20 protein-coding genes and 2 pseudogenes are annotated in these 20172 nt (G+C 59.7%); 15 read left to right on the top strand and 7 right to left on the bottom strand.

What is annotated here, in order from left to right:
- Positions 1-84: 84 nt before the first annotated feature.
- On the top strand, positions 85-1287 hold the full coding sequence (locus KSAC_RS13900; RefSeq protein WP_110547168.1) for a pyridoxal phosphate-dependent aminotransferase: 1203 nt from the start codon (positions 85-87) through the stop codon (positions 1285-1287).
- Positions 1288-1489: 202 nt separating this feature from the next.
- Here KSAC_RS13900 and KSAC_RS13895 read toward each other — a convergent pair whose 3' ends face one another.
- From KSAC_RS13895 to KSAC_RS13880, 4 genes are read right to left on the bottom strand one after another with little or no spacing between them, the layout of a single operon-like run.
- Positions 1490-1951: an acetyl-CoA carboxylase biotin carboxyl carrier protein gene (locus KSAC_RS13895; RefSeq protein WP_132305898.1), complete on the bottom strand. Its 462-nt coding sequence runs from the start codon at positions 1949-1951 to the stop codon at positions 1490-1492.
- The gene (gene accC, locus KSAC_RS13890; protein ID WP_132305896.1) at positions 1948-3315 is read right to left on the bottom strand and encodes an acetyl-CoA carboxylase biotin carboxylase subunit; all 1368 of its coding nucleotides are present in this window, start codon (positions 3313-3315) and stop codon (positions 1948-1950) included. The genes KSAC_RS13895 and accC overlap by 4 nt, the downstream gene beginning before the upstream one ends.
- Entirely contained in the window at positions 3312-3764 is a 453-nt protein-coding gene (locus KSAC_RS13885; RefSeq protein WP_110547165.1) for an acetyl-CoA carboxylase biotin carboxyl carrier protein, read from the bottom strand. The genes accC and KSAC_RS13885 overlap by 4 nt, the downstream gene beginning before the upstream one ends.
- A 5-nt stretch (positions 3765-3769) precedes the next feature.
- Complete coding sequence (locus KSAC_RS13880) at positions 3770-4525, bottom strand: SDR family oxidoreductase (protein WP_102324405.1); 756 nt, start codon at positions 4523-4525, stop codon at positions 3770-3772.
- Between the two features lie 403 nt (positions 4526-4928).
- Between KSAC_RS13880 and pxpB the strand changes: the two genes are divergently transcribed.
- The 7 genes and pseudogenes from pxpB (at position 4929) to KSAC_RS13840 (ending at position 12359) form a co-directional block, all read left to right on the top strand.
- A complete protein-coding gene (gene pxpB / locus KSAC_RS13875; RefSeq protein WP_132306307.1) occupies positions 4929-5561 on the top strand; it encodes a 5-oxoprolinase subunit PxpB in 633 nt (210 codons plus the stop codon).
- Positions 5558-6568 carry a 5-oxoprolinase subunit C family protein gene (locus KSAC_RS13870; RefSeq protein ID WP_132305894.1) on the top strand — a complete coding sequence of 337 codons (1011 nt, stop codon included), beginning with the start codon at positions 5558-5560 and terminating at the stop codon, positions 6566-6568. Before pxpB ends, KSAC_RS13870 begins: the two co-directional genes overlap by 4 nt.
- Positions 6565-7332, top strand: a complete 768-nt coding sequence (locus KSAC_RS13865) for a LamB/YcsF family protein (RefSeq protein WP_102324407.1) — start codon at positions 6565-6567, stop codon at positions 7330-7332. The genes KSAC_RS13870 and KSAC_RS13865 overlap by 4 nt, the downstream gene beginning before the upstream one ends.
- A 171-nt stretch (positions 7333-7503) precedes the next feature.
- On the top strand, positions 7504-8427 hold the full coding sequence (locus tag KSAC_RS13860) for a DMT family transporter (protein WP_102324803.1): 924 nt from the start codon (positions 7504-7506) through the stop codon (positions 8425-8427).
- Positions 8428-8584: 157 nt separating this feature from the next.
- Entirely contained in the window at positions 8585-9763 is a 1179-nt protein-coding gene (locus KSAC_RS13855; RefSeq protein WP_243705381.1) for an MFS transporter, read from the top strand.
- Positions 9764-10034: 271 nt separating this feature from the next.
- On the top strand, positions 10035-10847 hold the full coding sequence (locus KSAC_RS13850) for an IS5 family transposase (protein ID WP_132303502.1): 813 nt from the start codon (positions 10035-10037) through the stop codon (positions 10845-10847).
- A 353-nt stretch (positions 10848-11200) separates the two neighbouring features.
- Positions 11201-12359 (top strand): annotated as a pseudogene (locus tag KSAC_RS13840) (IS3 family transposase).
- Between the two features lie 423 nt (positions 12360-12782).
- On the opposite strand, the pseudogene KSAC_RS17580 reads toward KSAC_RS13840, so the two are convergent.
- Positions 12783-13511: pseudogene (locus KSAC_RS17580) on the bottom strand (TonB-dependent receptor plug domain-containing protein); the annotation flags it as partial.
- Here KSAC_RS17580 and KSAC_RS17575 point away from each other — a divergent pair.
- Positions 13420-13713 (top strand): hypothetical protein, encoded by a 294-nt coding sequence (locus tag KSAC_RS17575; RefSeq protein ID WP_243705385.1) that lies wholly within the window; start codon positions 13420-13422, stop codon positions 13711-13713. The pseudogene KSAC_RS17580 and the gene KSAC_RS17575 overlap by 92 nt on opposite strands.
- Positions 13714-13915: 202 nt before the next feature.
- Here the strand turns inward: KSAC_RS17575 and KSAC_RS13830 are convergent, their stop codons facing one another.
- Positions 13916-14887: a FecR family protein gene (locus tag KSAC_RS13830; RefSeq protein ID WP_165927330.1), complete on the bottom strand. Its 972-nt coding sequence runs from the start codon at positions 14885-14887 to the stop codon at positions 13916-13918.
- Positions 14888-15017: 130 nt separating this feature from the next.
- Entirely contained in the window at positions 15018-15524 is a 507-nt protein-coding gene (locus tag KSAC_RS13825; RefSeq protein WP_132305888.1) for an RNA polymerase sigma factor, read from the bottom strand.
- 453 nt (positions 15525-15977) lie between these two features.
- Here KSAC_RS13825 and KSAC_RS13820 point away from each other — a divergent pair, with 453 nt between their 5' ends.
- The 6 genes from KSAC_RS13820 (at position 15978) to KSAC_RS13795 (ending at position 20143) form a co-directional block, all read left to right on the top strand.
- On the top strand, positions 15978-17213 hold the full coding sequence (locus KSAC_RS13820) for a PepSY-associated TM helix domain-containing protein (protein ID WP_132305886.1): 1236 nt from the start codon (positions 15978-15980) through the stop codon (positions 17211-17213).
- Positions 17213-17431: a hypothetical protein gene (locus tag KSAC_RS13815; RefSeq protein WP_132306305.1), complete on the top strand. Its 219-nt coding sequence runs from the start codon at positions 17213-17215 to the stop codon at positions 17429-17431. The genes KSAC_RS13820 and KSAC_RS13815 overlap by 1 nt, the downstream gene beginning before the upstream one ends.
- Positions 17432-17568: 137 nt before the next feature.
- Positions 17569-18207, top strand: coding sequence for a tonB-system energizer ExbB (gene exbB, locus KSAC_RS13810; protein WP_243705380.1), 639 nt, complete (start codon positions 17569-17571; stop codon positions 18205-18207).
- A 6-nt stretch (positions 18208-18213) separates the two neighbouring features.
- Positions 18214-18708 (top strand): TonB system transport protein ExbD, encoded by a 495-nt coding sequence (exbD, locus tag KSAC_RS13805; RefSeq protein WP_132305884.1) that lies wholly within the window; start codon positions 18214-18216, stop codon positions 18706-18708.
- A complete protein-coding gene (locus tag KSAC_RS13800) occupies positions 18705-19577 on the top strand; it encodes a TonB family protein (protein WP_132305882.1) in 873 nt (290 codons plus the stop codon). The genes exbD and KSAC_RS13800 overlap by 4 nt, the downstream gene beginning before the upstream one ends.
- A gap of 44 nt (positions 19578-19621) precedes the next feature.
- Positions 19622-20143 (top strand): Fur family transcriptional regulator, encoded by a 522-nt coding sequence (locus tag KSAC_RS13795; protein ID WP_132305880.1) that lies wholly within the window; start codon positions 19622-19624, stop codon positions 20141-20143.
- Positions 20144-20172: the final 29 nt, after the last annotated feature.

Raw genomic sequence — 20172 nt, 5'->3', positions numbered from 1 at the left:
TATCTAATGGCAGTCGAAACGATTTACGGTGTGTCCCAATATACACGCCTGCCTTCTTACATATGCTGATTGGAGAGATGGTTAATGCCCGGCTTTGCAGATCGACTGAATGGAATAGGGATTTCGGCCTCTGCCGCCATGACGGACAAGGCCACCGCCCTTAAGGCGGAGGGGCTGAAAATTGTTAGCCTGTCGTCGGGGGAGCCGGATTTCCCGACCCCGACCCATGTAGTGGACGCCGCCATTGCGGCGGCGCGTGGTGGCGATACCAAATACCCGCCGCAGGATGGCAAGCCAGCCCTGAAACGGGCTGTTCAGGGCAAATTCCAGCGCGAAAATCATCTTGATTACGCACTGGATGAAATTCTGGTGGCCAATGGCGCGAAGCAGATCATTTATGACGCGATGATGGCGACCATCAATCCGGGTGATGAGGTGGTGCTGCCCACCCCTTACTGGATCAGCTATGCCGATATCGCCCGTCTGGGCGGGGCCAGTATCGTGCAGGTACCCTGCCTTGCCGCCAATAACTTCAAGCTGTCGGCAGCGGATCTGGATGCAGCCATCACGCCCAGGACCAAGTGGCTGGTGCTGAACTTCCCCAGCAACCCGACCGGGGCCTGCTGCCCGCGCAAGGACATGGAAGAAATTGCCGCCGTTCTGCTCAAGCACCCCCATGTCTGGATCCTGACGGACGATATTTACGAACATCTCATCTACGATGACTTCCAGTTCTGCACGCTGGCCGAAGTTGAACCACGCCTGAAGGACCGTGTGCTGACGGTCAACGGCGTTTCCAAAAGCTATGCCATGACCGGCTGGCGCGTCGGTTTCTGCGGTGGGCCGCGCAACCTGATCGCAGCCATGAACAACATGCAGGGTCAATCCACCAGCGGCATCAACACCATTGCGCAGGCGGCCGCCGTCGCAGCCCTTGAAGGTCCGCAGGATTTCCTCAAGGAGCGTGCGGCAGAATATCAGGCACGCCGTGATCTTGTTGTCAGCCTGCTTAACGCCATTCCGGGCATCCAGTGCCACACCCCGCAGGGTGCGTTCTACGTCTATCCGGACATCAGCGCATGCATCGGCAAGACCTCCGCCGAAGGGCGCCATATCGGTAACGATACCGACTTCGTCATGGCGCTGCTGGAAGAACAGCAGGTGGCGTCGGTTCAGGGCGCCGCATATGGCATGAGCCCCTTCTTCCGCATCTCCTATGCAACAGATACCGCAACGCTGCGCGAAGGCTGCCGCCGGATCGCCGCGTTCGTATCGGGTCTGAAGTAAGAAGGCATTCAAAATAGCCTGTCGCCGCCTTTTTTCAAAAGGGCAGCGACAGAACTTCCTTTTCATTCCAGCAATTTTCCTGATCGGTGTCGCCCAAACACCGATCAGGAAAACAGAAAGCCGGGGCCACCATCATGGCAGCCCCGGCTTTTCTTTATCTACTTCCAGACACAGGGCGAGAAAGCCATGCACCGGTCTGTCTTTAACTGGGGCGGATTGTCATGATTTCCGTGCCATAGCCCAGCAATGCACCGGGCGCGGCCACAATTTCCACAACCTCGCCATCAACGGGCGCCCTGACGGGAACCTGCAGGGTATCCAGTGTCAGCAGGGCAACAACATCATCCTGCCTTACCGTGCTCCCCACCGGGGCGAAGACTCCGTCACCCATCGGACGGTCAAGACAGAGGTGGCCAAAATACGGTGCGCTGACCGCGACCGTGCCCACTCCTGCTATGGGTTCGGCAGGGCAGGCAGGAACGGATGAAATTTCAGCAGTGTCGGCGGCAGCCTGCGCTACCCTGATACGCAGCCTTGTTCCCGTATCATTGGACAGTTCCAGGGATTCCAGACCGGCCTCGGACAGCCACGTCGCAATCTGGCTGATTTCTTCGGGTTCCGGGAGAGTATTGAAGTCAGGAAGCAGTTCTGACGGATTGCTCATGATGCCGTCCTTTCCGCAAGCCACCGTTCAAGGTAGTGAATATCTACCCCGCCTTCGTGAAAATGTGGATCGGCCAGCAGATCCTGATGCAGGGCGATATTGGTCGATACGCCTTCCACCCGCATTTCCGCCAGCGCCACCCGCAGCCGCGCAATAGCCTCGTCACGCGATCCACCATGGCTTATGACCTTGCCAATCAGCGAGTCATAATAAGGCGGCACCGTATAGCCGCTGACAACATGCGTATCGACCCGCACACCGGGACCACCGGGCAGATCCCAGCGCGTAATGGTGCCGGGCGACGGGATGAAGGTGAACGGGTCCTCGGCATTCAGCCTGCATTCGATGGCGTGGCCACGCTGCTGGATATCTTCCTGCCGGATCGCCAGCGCTTCGCCCTGCGCGATGCGAAGCTGGGCCGCCACGATATCGATACCCGTCGTCTCCTCCGTAATCGGATGTTCGACCTGCACGCGGGTATTCATTTCGATAAACGCAAAAACGCCATCTTCATACAGGAACTCGAACGTACCGGCCCCACGATAACCGATCCGGCGGCATGCCTGGGCACAGCGTTCGCCAATTTCGGCAATGACATCGGGTGCTATGCCCGGCGGGGGCGCTTCTTCCAGCACCTTCTGGTGACGGCGCTGAAGCGAACAGTCACGCGCACCCAGCCAGAGCGCCGTCCCGTGCGTGTCGCACAGGACCTGTATCTCGATATGGCGCGGCTTCTGCATGAAGCGCTCCAGATACAGGGTCGGGTTGCCAAATGCCTGCTGGGCTTCCTTGGCCGTCAGCGTGACCGCCTGGGTCAGGTCGGCAGCATCCGTCACAACGCGCATGCCGCGCCCACCGCCACCGCCCGAAGCCTTGACGATGACCGGGAACCCGACCTCACGCGCGACCGCGTGTACTTCCTCCATGGAAGCAGGCAGCGGTCCATCCGAACCCGGCACGCATGGCACACCGGCATCACGCATGGCGCGCTTGGCCGTGATCTTGTCGCCCATCATCCGTATGGATGCGCCGGTCGGACCAATGAAGGTCAGGCCAGCCGCTTCGACGGCATCGGCAAAATCGGCATTTTCCGACAGGAAGCCGTAACCGGGATGAATGGCCGTGGCCCCCGTCATCCGCGCGGCCAGCAGAAGCCCGTCGGGGTCAAGATAGCTGCGCGCGGCAGATGCGGGACCAATGCACAGGGCGATATCAGCCTCACGCACATGGCGGCTTTCCGCATCGGCATCCGAATGGACCGCGACCGTTTCAAGCCCGAGCTGGCGGCATGCGCGCTGGATACGAAGGGCGATTTCGCCACGATTGGCGATCAGGACCCGTTTGAAACGCGGAATATCATTCATGCCAGACGAAACAGGGGCGTCCCTGCCTCCACTTCCGTACCGTCTTCGACAAGGATCGCGGCAATCTGGCCGGCCTGTGTCGATTTGACCGCGTTGAACACCTTCATGGCCTCCACCAGTCCGACTTCCTGACCGGGTTTCACCTCCTGCCCCACCGTTACATAAGGCGGTGCGCCCGGTGCGGGGGAGAGGTGAAGAACACCGTAGGACGGCGCAGCAATCACCCGTTCCTGCACCGGTTCGGGCATGGGTGCGGACTGTGGGCGGGGTGATGCGCCCGCGCCTGCGTCCACCGGCCGTGTTGCGGGTGCGCGGACGGCGGCAGCCGTTACCGGCTGCGCCGCACCACGGGTAATGCGGATTTTCCGCCCCCCCTCCTCGGCTTCAAGCTCCGCGATGGGGGCATGGGCCAGAAGGTCTATCAGGCGCTTGATCTGGGCGATGTCCACAGACGTTACGCCGGGTCTGCCGACTTCTTGGCAAAGTTCAGGCCACCCACGACCTGCATGGTCGGCAGCACTTCCATGAAGCTCACATTCATGCGCTGCGGGGCGAGAACGGCAAAGGCCACGGAATTGGCGATATCTTCCGGCAGCAGGGATTCATATTCATCGAAGAAACGCTTCTTCGCTTCTTCCATATTACCGATCAGGCGACCAAAGACTTCGGTTTCCACGCGGGCGGGCGAAACCTCGGTCACACGCACATGACGCCCATACAGATCGCAGCGCAACTGCTGCGACAGCGAATGCACGCCCGCCTTGGTGGCATGATAGACGGTGTTCCCCCCAGCGAAGGCATAATGACCGGCAATCGAGCTGATATTGACAATATGCCCGCGATCACGCGCGATCATGCCCGGCACGACCAGACGGGTCAGTTGCAGGACGGCACGCAGGTTCACATCCACCAGCGCGTCAATGTCATCAACCGTGGTATTGGTGATGTTACCCGTGCGCGACTGTCCGGCATTGTTTACCAGAACATCGACCTCGATCTCGTTCATCAGGGCTTCAATACCAGCCACATCGGATACGCTGAGGGCATGAGGAATGCAGCCGGTCTCTTCCGCCAGCTGCGCCAGCCGCTTCGCGTCACGCGCGAGGGCATGCACCTCGATCCCGGCTTCGCTCAGCCGCCGGACGATTGCGGCACCAATACCGGAGGATGCGCCTGTGACGAGAGCGGTACGATACGGCTGATTGCTCATGGTAATGAAACCCGATCCTGCAACAGTGAAAAAAATACGGCCCGACCCATACTGAAAAAATCGGGCGCTGAGTATTATTTCACGGTAGCGGAGGCACAATTCAGGCGCCAAGAGCAGTTCGTTCTTACGCCATAACATAATACGATACCAGCGATTACCGCCTTGACCTATAAGATTATCCGATAGCCTCACAGCCATAATTGGTCTGGATATCGTTACTGAAACGACCATACTTCGGCGCAGGCCCCGGATGCCGCGAATCCTTTATCGTTACGGTTGTGGTCTTAACGCCCGGTCGTACCTTCCCAAGGTGTGAGCAGCACTGTTCCAAGGACTGTGTATTTTGAACACGGATTTAACGCGCGAAACCAAGCGCAGTGCAGGCATTGCCCCCACCATCAGCATGATCGGCACGCGCGCCATGCTGTTCGAAGCCCCCGGCGAATTCACCATGGCGCAGCAGCGCCGGATATGGGCGCTGATGGAAGCGGCACAAGCCCGGCCAGACGTGCAGGAACTGATCCCCGGCGTCACCAACCTCATGCTGGTATTTTCCCAGCCGCCGGAGCAGCCGCAGGCGGTGGCCGACTGGCTGCGCCATGCGTGGGAAACATTGCCCGAACGCCATATTGAAGGCCGCCTGTTTGAAATCGGCGTCCGCTATGGCGGCGCGCTGGGGGAAGATCTGGCTGCCGTAGCAGCCCATGCCGGCCTATCCGCGCAGGACGTGATTTCCATCCATCACGATAGCGAATACACGGTATGCGCCATCGGCAGCGCGCCCGGTTTTGGCTATCTGCATGGGCTGGACCCACGCATTGCCACGCCGCGCAAGGCCGTGCCATCGCTCAGGATGCTGGCCGGGACGGTTACCATCGGCGGCGCGCAGGCGGGTATTTCCGCGCTGACGGGGCCGAATGGCTGGAATTCCATCGGCTATACCGAAATCTGCCAGTTCGACCCGCACCGCACGCCCCCTGCCCTGTTCGCGATCGGCGATCGCATCCGCTTTTATCCGGAAAGCATAGAACTGTGATTACGATCCTTGAAACATCAGCACTGAACACGGTGCAGGATCTGGGCCGACCGGGCTACCGCAACCTTGGCGTTGGTTCATCCGGGGTCATGGACCCCGTGGCGCTGCAGGTCGGCAATATCCTGCTGGCAAACCAGCCCGGCGATGCCTGTATTGAACTCCAGACCTATCCGTTCGTCCTGCGGTTCGAAACCGCCACCAGCTTTACCGTCACGGGTATTGACGCGGATATCACACTGGATGGCCGCCCCATCCTGCCATGGTCCGTTGAAACGGCGGCAGCGGGTCAGGTCGTGCGGGTTGGACCGCCCCGAAAAGGCGCGCGCGGTTATGTCTGCGTTGCCGGCGGGATTGACGTGCCCGTGGTGCTGGGATCACGCAGCACCCAGCTACGAGGCGGATTTGGCGGGATGGACGGTCGGCCGCTTGAAGCGGGCGATACACTCACGATCACAGCCGATAGTACTCTCGTATCCGGGTATGGTGCCTGTCCTCCTTCCGCCATTATGGATGATGTAGGGGACAGTTCCGACGGGCGCGTCATCAACCTGCGCGCCATTCCCGCCACCGATTATGCCCTTTTCACACCCGAATCCCATGAACGGCTGTGGACGGCCGAGTGGCGCATCACGCCACAGAGCAATCGCGTCGGATACCGCCTGAGCGGTGAGGCGCTGCGGTTGCACCACCCGATCGAACTGCGTTCATACGGTATTGTTCCCGGCATCGTGCAGGTTCCGCCTGCGGGCGAACCCATTGTGCAGCTTGCCGATGCCAATACGGCGGGTGGATATCCCCGCATCGCCACGGTCATCGAAGCAGACCTGTGGCGACTGGGGCAGGCGCGCATCGGCGCACGCATCCGCTTCCATGAGTGCAGCCATCAGCAGGGCGTAGCCGCCATGGATCCGATCCGGTCCTATCTGGATAACCTGCGCATGATGGTGACCCACTATCGCAAATCCGCCCAGCACCGCAATGGCGCCAAGCCCGGAGACAAGGCATGAAGATCGATCTCAATTCCGATATGGGCGAAGGCTTCGGGCGCTGGCGCATAGCTGATGATGACGGCCTGATGGATACCGTCACATCGGCAAACATCGCCTGCGGCTTTCATGCGGGTGACTATGCGATAATGGATCGCACCGTGCGGCTTGCGAAGGAAAAAGGGGTTGGTATCGGCGCGCATCCCGGACTGCCGGACCTGATCGGATTTGGACGACGGGCAATGGCCGTATCCGATGCGGATATGGAAGCCATGATGACCTACCAGATCGGGGCGCTACAGGGCATTGCCGCGCGCCACGGCCATCGCGTGACTCATGTCAGCTACCATGCCGCCTTTGGCAACATGGCCAATGCGGATGAAGGTCTGGCATTGCGGCTCACACGCGCCATCGCGGCGCTGGATCGGGATCTGACCGTCTTTTGCATGTCCGGCCAACTGACCGAACGCGCGGCGGAAAAGGCCGGGTTACGCGCCCAGACGCTGTTTCTGGCCGATCGCGCCTATACAACAGCGGGCACGCTGGTCCCCCGCGGCCAGCCCGGCGCCGTCATTCACGACCTTGATGCAGTCCGCGCCCGCGTGCGCCAGTTTCTGGAAGATGCATCCGTCACGACCATTGACGGGGCACGCCTGCCGGTGAAGGCGCAGTCCATTCTGGTGCATAGCGACACGCCCGGCTCCCTGGAACTTGCGCGCGCGATCCGGGCGGAAATCGAAGCCAGTGGCGGCGTCATGACCCCGGCGCACCAGATCAGGGACTGATCCCGGCCTCCACCCATAAGAATTCCTTATTACGACGAAACAAACTGCTATGACCCGGAATGCGCATGCTGCGTTACGTTAACGTAACATGAAAAGAAAAAGGGCTGTTGCGACTATTGATCCTGCATGCGGCGCATCCGCGACCATGTCGTGCATCGAGGTACGAATAAAATGAAGCATGACCTGAAACGCGGTGCGTTACTTCTTGCATCGGCGACTTTTTTCACAGCCGCCCTCAATGCCCTGCAGAAGCTGACGGGATCAGACCTGCCAGCCCTTGAAATCATCTTCTTCCGCAATCTGTTTTCGCTGCCGTTTGTCCTCATGATAGCAGCGCGCACCACGATAGTACTGAAAACCCATCACTTCGGCGGTCATCTGCTACGCTCCGTGGTGGGACTTATCAGCATGATCATGGTGGTGGTCACCGTAACGCGGCTGCCGCTGGCGGAACAGCAGGTGCTTTCCTATACGCAACCCCTGTTTCTGGTCCTGCTGTCCATTCCGCTGCTGCACGAAAGACCGTCGCTACAGCGCTGGATTGCGGTTTCAATCGGGTTTTCGGGCGTTATTGTCGTAGCCCTTGGCAAGGGGCTGCTGCATGGCAGCGCCACATCCGTGCCCAACTGGGCCTATGCCGTGGCCCTGGCCCAGGGCGCGGTGGGCGCATTGACGACCATGCAGATCCGGCAGCTTTCCGCAACGGAGGCCAGCACCACGATCGCCCTGTGGCAGGCAATCCTGATGACAGCCATGACCGCACTTCCCCTGCCCTTCATCTGGACGACACCATCGCTGACCGCTGCCGCCTGTCTTGTCGCCGTCGGAGCCTTTGCTGGCATTGCGCAGGTGTTGCAGACGGAAGCCTTTGCCTCCGCTCAGGTGTCGGCCATCGGTCCCTTTGCCTATTCGGGCCTGCTCTGGGCCGCACTGATCGGATGGTTCGGGTTTGGTGAGGTGCCGGGCGCTGCCATGGTGCTGGGTGGGCTGCTGATCATCGGGTCAGGTGTCTGGATGCTCCGTCATGACCGCCCCGCAAAACGCCCCGCCGTGGTGGCCGGAACGATGGACACGGCTTCGGGCACGCAACCGTAACGGCACACAGGCCTGCACCATGACTGGTCGCTTTTTTCTTGAATCCACGGTACTTCTTCAGGAGTCCTACAGCGTGACAACAGGTGAATCCGCTATCGGCACACGAAGCAGGCATACCATTCCTTCCCGCTATGTGTTCTTCTTCCTCGTGTTCCTCATGTATGTCATTAGCTATGGTGACCGTGCAGCACTTTCCATCGCGCTGCCGACAATGGGAAAAGAGTTTTCCCTGACACCCGTGCAGATGGGCTGGGTTTCATCCAGTTTCCTGTGGTCGTATTTCCTGCTCAACCTGCCTTCAACCATTGTGCTGGACATGGTGGGTGGCCGCCTTATCGGCAGCCTTGCCGTAGGGCTGTGGTCATTTGCGATGCTGCTGGGCGGCATGGTGCAGAACATTTCCCAGTTCCTGCTGACCCGCGTCCTTCTGGGCGTGGGTGAGGCTCCGACCTTCGGTGTCGGGGCTACGGTCGTCCGTAACTGGGCACTGCCAAAGGAACGTGGCTCCGTCATGACCGTGCTGCTGACGGGAATGCAACTGGGCCTTGCAGGCGGTACGATTGCCGGGGCCTACCTCATTACCCTGTTCGGCTGGCGTTTCGAATTCATGGCCCTTGGCTGCATCGGCATCCTGTGGGCCGTTGTATGGTGGCTGGTTTATCGCAATCCAACAGAAAAAACCGTTACAGCACGCAGAGCGCCGGTCTCTGTCCCGGAAATAAGAAGCCTGTTCCGGTCATCTTCGTTCCTCGGCATACTTGCCGTGCAGTGTACCCAGAATTACCTTAACTTTCTGGTCATGTCATGGATGCCGCTCTATCTCATTCATGAACTGCACATCGATACGACCGGAACCGGCACACGGACCGCTTTATGCTATCTTGCCGCTGCATTCGGCGCGGTCATCATTGGCCGGATATTTGAACATGTTGTTTTCCGCCGTGGCATCTACCCGCCGCGCAGGCGTTATATTGTCGCGACCTGCCTTGCCGGGGCCGCGACAATCGGACTGCTGCCCCATTTCCATACCATGGCCCCGATCCTTGTCGTGCTTTCCGTCTCTCTGGCCTGCCTGATTGCGGCTAATGGCGCCAATACAGCACTACTGACAGATCTGGTGGAAGACGGACAGAAAATCGGCACGATAACGGGTGTCACGCTCACATGCAGCAACTCCCTCGGACTACTTGCCCCCATTCTAACCGGATACATCGTATTCTATACCGGCAGCTTCGACATGGCCTGGTACATGTGTGCGGCAGCACTGGTCTGTGCGGCACTGCTGTCCGTTCTTCTGGTGCGTTCCCCCATCAAGATGGATCGGCGTGGCGGCTGATCCGTTTCATCCCGTCCCGCAACAGGCAGATCCCAAACATTTCCTCCTTAATCCATAACTTATTTCAGATTCCTGTTTTCGGGGCATTGATATTGAATGCCCCGCCTATTGCCCGGTAGGTACATATCAACGATATGCATCAAGGCTGGCCAGTATTGCAGTTGTTTGGGCGGGAAAATCGAGCACGATGCCCTTCCGATACGCCCATAAATCCAGATCCCGGCTAGAGGGTGTTATGTACTTTTTTGTGTAATTGTTGCAGAATATGTGGATGAATACTGCTCGCAAACCGTATCCGTCTGATATCAGTGACGAAGAGTGGTCTCTGATTGTTCCCTATCTCCTTCTGATGAAAGAGGATGCAGAGCAGCGACATCATGATCTGAGAGAGTTGTTCAACGGCCTGCGGTATGTGATCCGTTACGGTATAGCATGGCGCGCGATGCCGAACGATCTGCCACCGTGGACTGCGGTTTATCAGCAATCCCGGCGCTGGATGGACGCAGGATGTTTCGAGGTTGTCGTCCACGATCTCCGGGCCGTGCTGCGTCTGGCTGCAGGAAAGCAGGCCGAGCCGACAACGGCGATTATCGACAGCCGGACACTGCGCTCAACCCCTGAGAGTGGTTCACGCGCCGGGTATGATGGCGCGAAAAGAAAAAAGGGATCGAAGCTGCACATGGCGGTCGACACCCTAGGGCATCTTCTGGCCCTGCACGTCACCCCGGCAGACAGAGATGATCGGGCAGAAGTCGCTCCGCTCGCGCAAGCCATTCAGCAGGCAACAGACGGTAGCGTTGAACTGGCATGGGCTGATCAGGGCTATACCGGATCAAAACCGGCGAAAGCTGCCAGAGAGCAGGATATCACCCTCGAAATCGTCAGGCTGCCTCAGGCAAAGCGGGGTTTTGTGCTGCTGCCCCGACGATGGATCGTGGAGAGATCGTTCGCATGGGCGACACGGTGCAGAAGGCTCGTAAAAGACTACGAGCGCTGCGCCTCAACCCTCGCCGCAATGCACACCATCGCCTTCGCTGGCTTCATGCTCAGAAATGCCGCTCAACTGCTCGCCCAAAGTGCATAACACCCTCTAGGTCTGCTTGAGTTGGGCGATAAACTACCAACCAATCATCCAGGCATGCTCCTGTTTGATGAACCGCGTCAGCAGTCCTCATCTCGGGTTAGTTTCGGAAAACTCCTTGAACGGTCAGCTCACCATCAGAAAGATGGTCAGCAAATAATCATATCGACAAGTGAGGATCTGGAGGTTCTAGGAAATATTATTGAAAAAATTAAATGTCATAAGACAATTATTCGAGGATATGTTCTTAAGCCTATTTAAAGACGACCTCTACGACGAATGTTCAAGATAGAGGAGGCCCCGGAAAATCGGACAGGGTGATAAGCTATCCCCGGCCTGGATAAGGACAGGGACTGATGGGCAAGGTTACGAGGAAACGGTATTCGTGTGAGTTCAAGTCTCGTGTGGCTCTTGAGGCGATCCGTGGCGAGCAGACGTTGTCGGAACTGGCGTCGAAGCACGGTGTGCATCAGACGATGATTGCCCAGTGGAAGCGTCAGGCGATCGAGGGCATGGCAGCGACCTTTTCGGGCAAGGCCGTTGCGGAGCCTGCGACGAGTGCGGCCGAGGTTGAGAAGCTTCATGCGAAGATCGGCCAGCTTTTGGTGGAACGGGATTTTTTGCGGGATGCCTCTGTTCGCTTGGGCGTGACCAGAGGCGGGAAATGATCGACCCGCAACGTCCCCGCTTGCCGATTGTCAGGCAATGCACCTTGCTGAGGCTCAACCGATCTGGGGTATATTATCAGCCTGCGCCCGAAAACGCGTTCAACCTGATGCTGATGCGGTTGATCGACGAACAGTTCATGGAAACGCCGTATTATGGCGCCCGGCAGATGGCGCGGCACCTTCGCCGTCTGGGCCATGAGGTAGGCCGCAAGCGGATCGGACGGCTGATGGCCCGGATGGGGCTGTTGCGATCTACCAGAAACCCAGGACGACGGTGCCCCACCCGGAGCATCGCACATATCCTTATCTCCTGCGGGACCTGACGATCGACAGGCCCAACCAGGTCTGGTGTTCGGATATCACCTACATTCCGATGCGCCGGGGTTTTCTGTATCTGACGGCGATCATGGACTGGGCGACGCGCAAGGTTCTGGCCTGGCGCCTGTCCAATACCATGGATGCGGACTTCTGCATCGAGGCCTTGTAGGAGGCGTTGGCCCGCTACGGGACGCCGGAGATTTTCAACACGGATCAGGGCAGCCAATTCACCACGCCGCGCTTCACCGAAGTGCTGCAGGGCCGGCAGATCCGCATCAGCATGGACGGGCGCGGCCGCTGGATGGACAATGTCTTCATCGAACGGCTCTGGCGGTCATTGAAATATGAATGCGTGTATCTCCACGCTTTCGAGACCGGCTCGGAACTTCGTGCCGGCCTGGCGAAATGGATTGGTCATTATAATTCGCGGCGCCCACACTCGGCGCTCGCTGGACGCACGCCCGATGAGGCGTATCATGGATCCGCTCCGACACCGAGAAATTGGCGGCATAGCAACATCGGGCGATAGCTTATTCAACCCGCAAATCTGTCCGAACAAATGGGGCCACCTCTGCTCTCCAAGAAAACGGCTACGTGGAAGATATCCTTCTTTACTACGAATCAGCGTACCTATGAGGGGATAGCCGGTACCATACATACCTGCATCCGGCGTATACATGTAACTTCCTACCAACGTAAGGCTTGTCTTATTATCGATATCCCATTTGACAGAAGGAAGGATCCCAACTCTCTTATAATTCACATAGTCGGTTTGTGTTCCTTGCGTATCACCAATACCGGCAATTCTATACTTTAAACTTCCTGATTTTGTGATTTTATCACTGACGTCAAAAGTGGCTTCGTAACGACCCCAGTTACCGAAACCGACGGATACATTTCTAATCGGTGTATCCGTCGGCTGTTTCAAGCGTGTTGCTATGATACCTCCTGGCCCCGTCTGCCCATACATAACTGATGCAGGGCCATTGAGGGCCTCCACGCGCTCTACAAATGCTGTTTCTCCGGCCGACCTAGAATTGGATTGAATACCGTCAATGTACTGCGTGGATTGAAAGCCACGTTGCATGAATCCTCCGCCAGATGTCCCTGCGTTTCCGTTGCTTGCAGTTCCCGTTTTCTCAGAGTAAATACCCGGCATGTACCGAAGCGTCTCTCGAATATTTTGTGCCTGCTGGTCCTGAATTTCCTGCTTGGTGATTACGTAAACAGAGCTGGGAATTTCCCATAAGGGCGTATCGGTCTTTGTGCCTGCGTCAGTATAGGTTGCAACGTAGCCGTTCCCAGGCCCTATAGCTGCCGCGTGAGCGTTAAAACTGCCCCCAACACGAACGGGGCCAAGCGTGATATTGGCCGCTTTCTGTGCAGGAACGATCTGGAAAGCCCGCTCTCCCAACGACTGGTATGACAAGCCACTTCCCTGCAGAAGATGGGCAAGCGCTTCGCTGGACGTAAACTGCCCGCGTAGCCTAGTGGTCGTGTGACCCGCCAATGTCGGTGCCTGCGATGTCACCTGAATATGGGACTGGGCACTGAACGACACCAGCGCACTGGACAGCGACCCAGCGGGAATGTTGAAGCTGAACTTCGGCTGGGTCTGTGCCGTTTCTGCCCGTGCGCCTGTCGGGACAAAGGATGTCAGCGCGGTGGTGGTGGCGAGCATCAGGACCGATGCGGCAATCGGTCTCCTCAGAAATCCTGACGAATGCATGGGCGCGGCTCTTCCTGTCATCTCAGTTTTTAATGCAATTCATTTGCATTCAATGGGCATGGTAAGTGAGATGCACGGGAGGGTCGTTTTTTCGGAAAAAATTTCAGATTTTTTTATTTTTTTCCGCGATGCTCGTTATCATTCTGTTTTATAATAGTTTTTTATTTTCCAGAGGTTTCCATTTTTCTGACGTCAGCCCCCGCACCCCGGCACACGCTCCCAGCCAGAGCTATCCTCCCGCAGCGAAGATTTGCTGGCGATCAGAAGCGTGTCACGCTCCTGCCGTCTCTGCGGATCTAAATGAATATCTGTGAGAGTGCCTTACGAGCGACGAAAAGCCTGATCGCCAGACGGCCTCAGCGCCCCGTCACGAGTGCAAACCAGGGCGTTACGGAAATGATCTTCCCACCATAGGGATGCACGATCAGTTGCAGCGACGTTTCCGGATGATGCAGGTCGTAGGAGCCGCTGACCTTACGTGCTGCCAGCGTGTCATGCGCGACGATGATCCGCGTGCTGGTCCAGGGCTGGAGCGCTGCCACCATGTCAGCGATGGTATTGTCCTGTGCCACCAGCATGCCGTCACGCCAGAGCCCGATGGTCTCGGGTGCCTGCGTGTCGGATATGACGTGAGTGCCTCTGACATCGACACGATCCCCGGCATGAAGGTCGCGCTCCAGGCCGATATCTCCCTTTGCGGACACATGCACGGCCCCTTCCCGCACGGCCACGGATGTCTCGTCGCCATCCGTCCGGGCATCGAACATCGTGCCAATATCCGTCGTCGTCACCGGTCCAGCAATTACGGTAAACGGCCGACTGGCATCATGATGCACCACGAAATACGCTTCGCCGCGCAGCAGATTGATCCGACGCTCATGAGCCGTCATGTGCACGGCAAGCGCGGAACGCGGCGCCAGAATGATATCACTGCCGTCAGCCAGATGAATGTCCTGCGTCGCGCCTGCCTGCGTGTAATGGTCCGCCCGCAGGCGCAGGGACAGGTCGGGCACGAACATGAAGGCAGCCAGACAGGCGGCCATGGCCACACCTGCAAATGCGGCGATCTTTGCCTTTCGTTGGCCAGTACGATCGTTCGCCGGCATACCCCGGAACCTTCTGCGGGTGCTGCTCCGCCTTTTACGCTCCGGTGGGGCTAAATCGAGCACGCCCAGCGTCTCGTTGATTTCTGCCCAGGCCTGCCGGTGCAACGGGCTTTTCTGGAGCCATGCCTCGAACTGTCGGCGCAGTTCGGGATCGTCCGGCTCCTCACGAAGATAGATATGCCAGCCTGCGGCTGCCTCATCGGGACTGCGGGACTCAGTCATGCCGCGCCTCTCCCGTCCCGGAATCGGAGAGACAAGCTGGGAGGAACGCAGCAGGCAGGATCGCAGGGTCATACCGATAAGATGCGCGGCATCCCCGGTTTTTCAGAAAATAATTCAAATCCACCGAGGCCTACTGCCCTTCCTTGCGTATCCGGTTGCAGATTGCCAGCCCTTCGGTGATCAGGCCATGCACCATCGGAATGGACACACCCAGCACGGCAGCGACTTCCCGCAATTTCATCCCTTCAAAATGATACATGCGAATGGCCTCCGCCTGTCGCTCGGGCATGGCATCCAGCGCATCCATCACACGCATCATCGTTTCACGGGCCGCTACGGTTTCTTCGGGTGATGCCGCATCATCGGGGACGGTCGCTGTGACGACGTCAAAATCCGCCTCGCTCATCCGCTCGATTTTTGTCCGGCGGGCACGGGTCATCAGAAGGTTGCGAACGATGGTCCGCAGGTAACTGCCGGGCGAGGCAATCGTGCTCGCTGACTGCCGTGCAAAAAGCACCCACGCATCCTGCACGATGTCTTCCGCCAGCACACTGTCGCCCGACAGTTGGCGTGCGTAGGACAGAAGGCCGGGACGATGAGCCTCGTAAAGCTCAAGAGACGGATGTTTGGACTTCAAGACAGGTGGTTCCCGATGCCATCACGACGCCAGCATTCAGAAATTAAGAAGGATTCGCAATTGTGATGGCACATGGCCCGGCTTTCCGCAAGATTTTGCAACAGACTGCCGGTTTCGCCGTGGTTCAGCGATGACCGATGAACGGGATACCTGCGCTCGAAGAAAGGCTGTTTTCTGCGGGTAAGACGCAAGTCCCTCGAAAACCGCATATCACGTGTCTGTCATTCATCGCTCTTTTTTCTGAAAAAACGGCATCGCCAAGCATCCATACTCCCAGCAGGGGTTCGCCCCGTTTTCATTCCGGACGCCGTCGTCGACTGCGTGTTCCGGGCACGCAGGGAGAGTTCATATGCAGCACGGTTGCCCGCCTTTCCGCCATACAGTTGCGATTCAGTGTTATTCTTATTCCCTCAAGAGTAGCAGACCAGCGGTATCCGTCGGCGCATTTGTGCCATGACGACCCGAACGCTCCGCCGCTGGTTTGTGGTCCATAAATGGACGAGCCTGGTCTGCACGCTATTCCTGCTGATCGTGTGCGTGACGGGCCTGCCGCTGCTGTTTTCCGAGCAGATATGGGACACATTCGTCGGTGATGATGATCCGCCTTATGAGGTTCTCCCGCCCGGCACGCCCAACGCCAGCCTCGATGTCATCGTGGAAAAAGCGCGGGCGCTGTATCCCGGCCAGATCATCACCGGCGTCAATCCGGACGACGATGAACCGGCTGTTCTGGTCTCCATGGCCCCAAGCTGGCAGGCGCTGAAGGACGACGACAAATACCCTGACCGGCATTCCGGCCACTGGATCAAATTCGACGCCCGCACGGCGAAGGTGCTGGAACAGTCACATCCGGCAGATGCCCCAAAGGAACCGCGCACCTGGACCGGTATCATCATGAGCACCTGCAACCGGCTTCACACCAGCCTCTTTGCGGGACTGCCCGGTCGCCTGTTTCTTGGTCTTATGGGCGGGGTGTTCGTGGTCTCGCTGATCTCCGGCACGGTTCTGTATGGTCGGTTCATGAAGCGCCTGCCGTTCGGTTCCGTTCGGCGTGACCGGGCCTCGCGCCTGACATGGCTGGACCTGCATAACCTGCTGGGGGCTGCTACGCTGGTCTGGGCGACGGTGGTGGGCTTTACGGGGCTGGTCAACGAACTTCAGACGCCGCTGTTCGGCCTGTGGCGCGTGACCGATGTGCGGCAGATTTTGCGTCCCTACGCCAACTTACCGGTGCCATCGCAGGACCATCTGTCCTCCGTGCAGGCCGCGTTCGATACGGCGGCAAAGGCGGCACCGGGCAATGAGGTGACCGGCCTGTCCTTCCCCGGCGCGTCCTTCGGCAGCCCGGTGCATTACGTGCTCTGGACACGAGGTGCGACACCGTTGCGCGCCCGGCTGTTCACCCCGGTTCTGGTCGATGCCCGCACGGGCGAGCTGACCGGGGCCTATCCCATGCCCTGGTATCTGCGCTTCCTTGAAATCTCCCGTCCCCTGCATTTCGGTGATTATGGCGGTATGCCGCTGCGCATCCTGTGGGCGCTGCTCGATGTGGTGGTGATCGGGGTGCTGGTCAGCGGTCTTGTGCTGTGGGCGGGCAAGCGGAAGATCGCCACCGACACCCGACTGCGGGCTCTGGGTTACGATCTGGACGATACGGACGGCGTGCCTGCTTTGGCGGAGCGCGCATGATGAACGCCGTCTCTCCCGAAATCCCCGTGCCATCCCGGCCTGTTTTGGAATCACGTCCGTCCGTTGCCGTGTGGCCGTGGCCGATCGCACTGGGCCTGCTCACCATCTTCGGCCTGCTGTCCGCCCTGCTGGGCCAGCACGGTGTGTGGCTGGCCCTGTCCTGGGCCGCCCTTTCCATTCCCCTCATCGTCACGGTTGCCTGCCTGCTCCGGGCCTAGCGCCGTACGCCGTCTGTCAAAGGAGGTCAGTCATGACCCCGATTTCTTTCTCCCCCTGGGATATGTTCCTCAACGCCGGTCCCGTGGTCCGCTGCGTGATGATCCTGCTGGCCGTGGCTTCGCTGCTGACCTAGACCATCTTCATCGCGAAGTCGGTCGAACTGCTGCGCGTGCGCCTCAAGCTCCGGAAAGCCGAAAAGTCGCTGGAAGAAGCCAACACGCTGGACCTTGGCGAGGAATGGACGCGCGGCAATTCCTCCATCGCCCATACGCTGGTCGTGGCCGCCGAGACCGAGCGCAGGCGCTCTGCCGACATTCCCGATGACGGCGAGGGGCTGAAGGAGCGCATCGTCCTTCATCTCGAACGCCTTGAAGCGGCCGAGGGCCGCAGGTTGCTGCGCGGCACCGGCGTGCTGGCGACCATTGGCGCGACATCGCCCTTCATCGGCCTGTTCGGCACGGTCTGGGGCATCATGACCTCGTTTACCGGCATCGCGGCGAGCAAGGCCACCAGCCTCGCTGTGGTGGCTCCCGGCATCGCCGAGGCCCTGCTGGCGACGGCGTTGGGTCTGGTGGCCGCCATCCCGGCGGTGGTGATTTACAACCATCTCGCCCGCCAGACCGCCTCGTGCCGCGCGCAGGTGGCGGACCTCACCGCACTGGTGATGCGGCTGGTTTCGCGCGATCTGGGGCGCACGCAGATGCTGATGGCGCAGGGCAATATCGTGCGGCTTGGTCCGCAGGCGCGTGATGTCCGCACGGCGGCCGGGGAGTGATCCGTCATGATCCGCATGCGCCATACCGATGAGAGCCCGCACGAAGCCAGCGAGATCAACGTCACCCCGTTCATCGACGTGATGCTGGTGCTGCTGGTGATCTTCATGGTCACCGCGCCGCTGACCACGGTGAACGTGCCGGTGGATCTGCCGTCCTCGACGGAGAAGCCGACACCGCGCCCGGATGATCCGGTGTTTCTGACGGTGAAGGCCGATCATGGTCTGGCGCTGGGGGAGGACGATATCGGCGCCGATGCGCTGCCCTCGGCCATGGAAAAGGCCACCAAGGGCAACAAGGACGAGCGGATCTTCCTGCGGGCTGACAAGACGGTGGATTATGGCACGTTGATGGGGGTGATGGATAAGTTGCGCTCCGCCGGATACCTCAAGGTGGCGCTCGTCAACCTGCAGGGACAGGAAGAGGGCAGCGAGGTCGGAACGACGTTAGCGCCGCCTGGCAATGCGGCTCCTGCCACGCCCACATCTGGAGCGACACCATGAGCGGCGCGGCGGATGTGGCGCATACGGTGGACACGGCCATCGGGGATGTTCCGCTCGCCTTTGCAGACTGGCAGCGTGAGCAGCTTCGCCGTGCGCAGCGTGATGAAGCCATGCGCTGGGGCCTGTCCTTGCTCGCCGTGCTGGCGGTCAGTGGCGGGGCGGTCTGGTGGATCATGCGCCTGCCACCACCGGTGATGGCCGTGCCGGAACCGCCACCGGCCGCGATTGCCATCGACATGGCCCCGGAACCGGTCTCGACGCCGACCCCACCGACAGACGCACCGATCGGACCCAAACAGACCCAGTCCATCCCCGATCCTGCGCCGGTCGAGCCGCCCAAGATCACGGCTCCACCGTCACCTGCGCCCAATCCGCCAATCCCGGTGCCCAAGCCGGAAAAGCCACGCAAGATCGTCAAAAAGAGCAAGCCGGTTCCGAACCTCAAGAAGCCGATCCCGGACAGGACACCACCGGCCGAGGCCACGACCGCACCGCCATCCTCGGAAGCGCCCCCAGCACCCGCACAGGCGGCTCCGGCTCCCGGTGCCTCGTCTTCCAAGGCATCGCATGATCCGGTCACCTGGCAGGGCGCGTTGCTGGCGCAGCTTGAGAAGTTCAAGCGCTATCCGTCCGACGCCATGGCCGATCATCAGGAAGGTGTGCCCACCGTAACCTTCTCCATGGACCGGAAGGGGCATGTGCTTTCGGTCACACTGGCCAGCTCTTCCGGCCATGCGCTGCTGGATCAGGAAGCCATCGCCCTGCCCAGACGCGCCCAGCCGCTGCCCATTCCGCCGGACAGCGTCGCGGGGGATCCCATCACCCTGACGGTCCCCGTCGAGTTCTACATCCATGCCGGTGGAAACTGAGGTTTTCGCCGTTTCCCTTTCTCTGATCGTGACAGGATCAAACCATGCTCGCCTTCTCCGAACATCGCCGTTCTCCGCCCGCCCTGAACCAGATCCGCCCCGGCATGGGCGCCAGCCGCAGCGCCGTGCGCAGGCTGGAAGAACGGAGCGAGGAGGTGGGCATCAAGATGACCGATCTGCGGCGCATCCTGTTTCACGGTCTTCTGGAAGCCGGACCACGCGTGACGGCAGTGGAAATCTGGAAAACGCTGTGCCGGATCATGGAGCATGGGCACGCCCCGTCACAGGGTTCGATCCAGCGTAACCTGAACCTGCTCGTCGCCCGCGACATCCTGCGCCGTGACGTCTCGCCCGACCGGCTGTGGCATTACAGCATCGCACCCGAACGCAGGGGCAGGCTGGCCGTCACCTTTGTCGAGGCGGGCACGGGGCGGAAGATTCCCTGCCGGATGCCGGAAGTCGCCGCCCTCCTGCGCCGGGCCGCTGCCGAACACGGACTGGCCGTGCAGGCCGCCGCCATCACCGTAACACCGGTCCCGGCCGCGGGTGACGCGGACATCCGCTGAGCGCTGACGCATTTTTTTTATCCGGCCGC

Origin of the sequence: Komagataeibacter saccharivorans (assembly GCF_004348195.1) — a bacterium.
Classification (GTDB): Bacteria; Pseudomonadota; Alphaproteobacteria; order Acetobacterales; family Acetobacteraceae; genus Komagataeibacter; species Komagataeibacter saccharivorans.
This window is presented reverse-complemented; position numbering and strand designations above follow the sequence as displayed.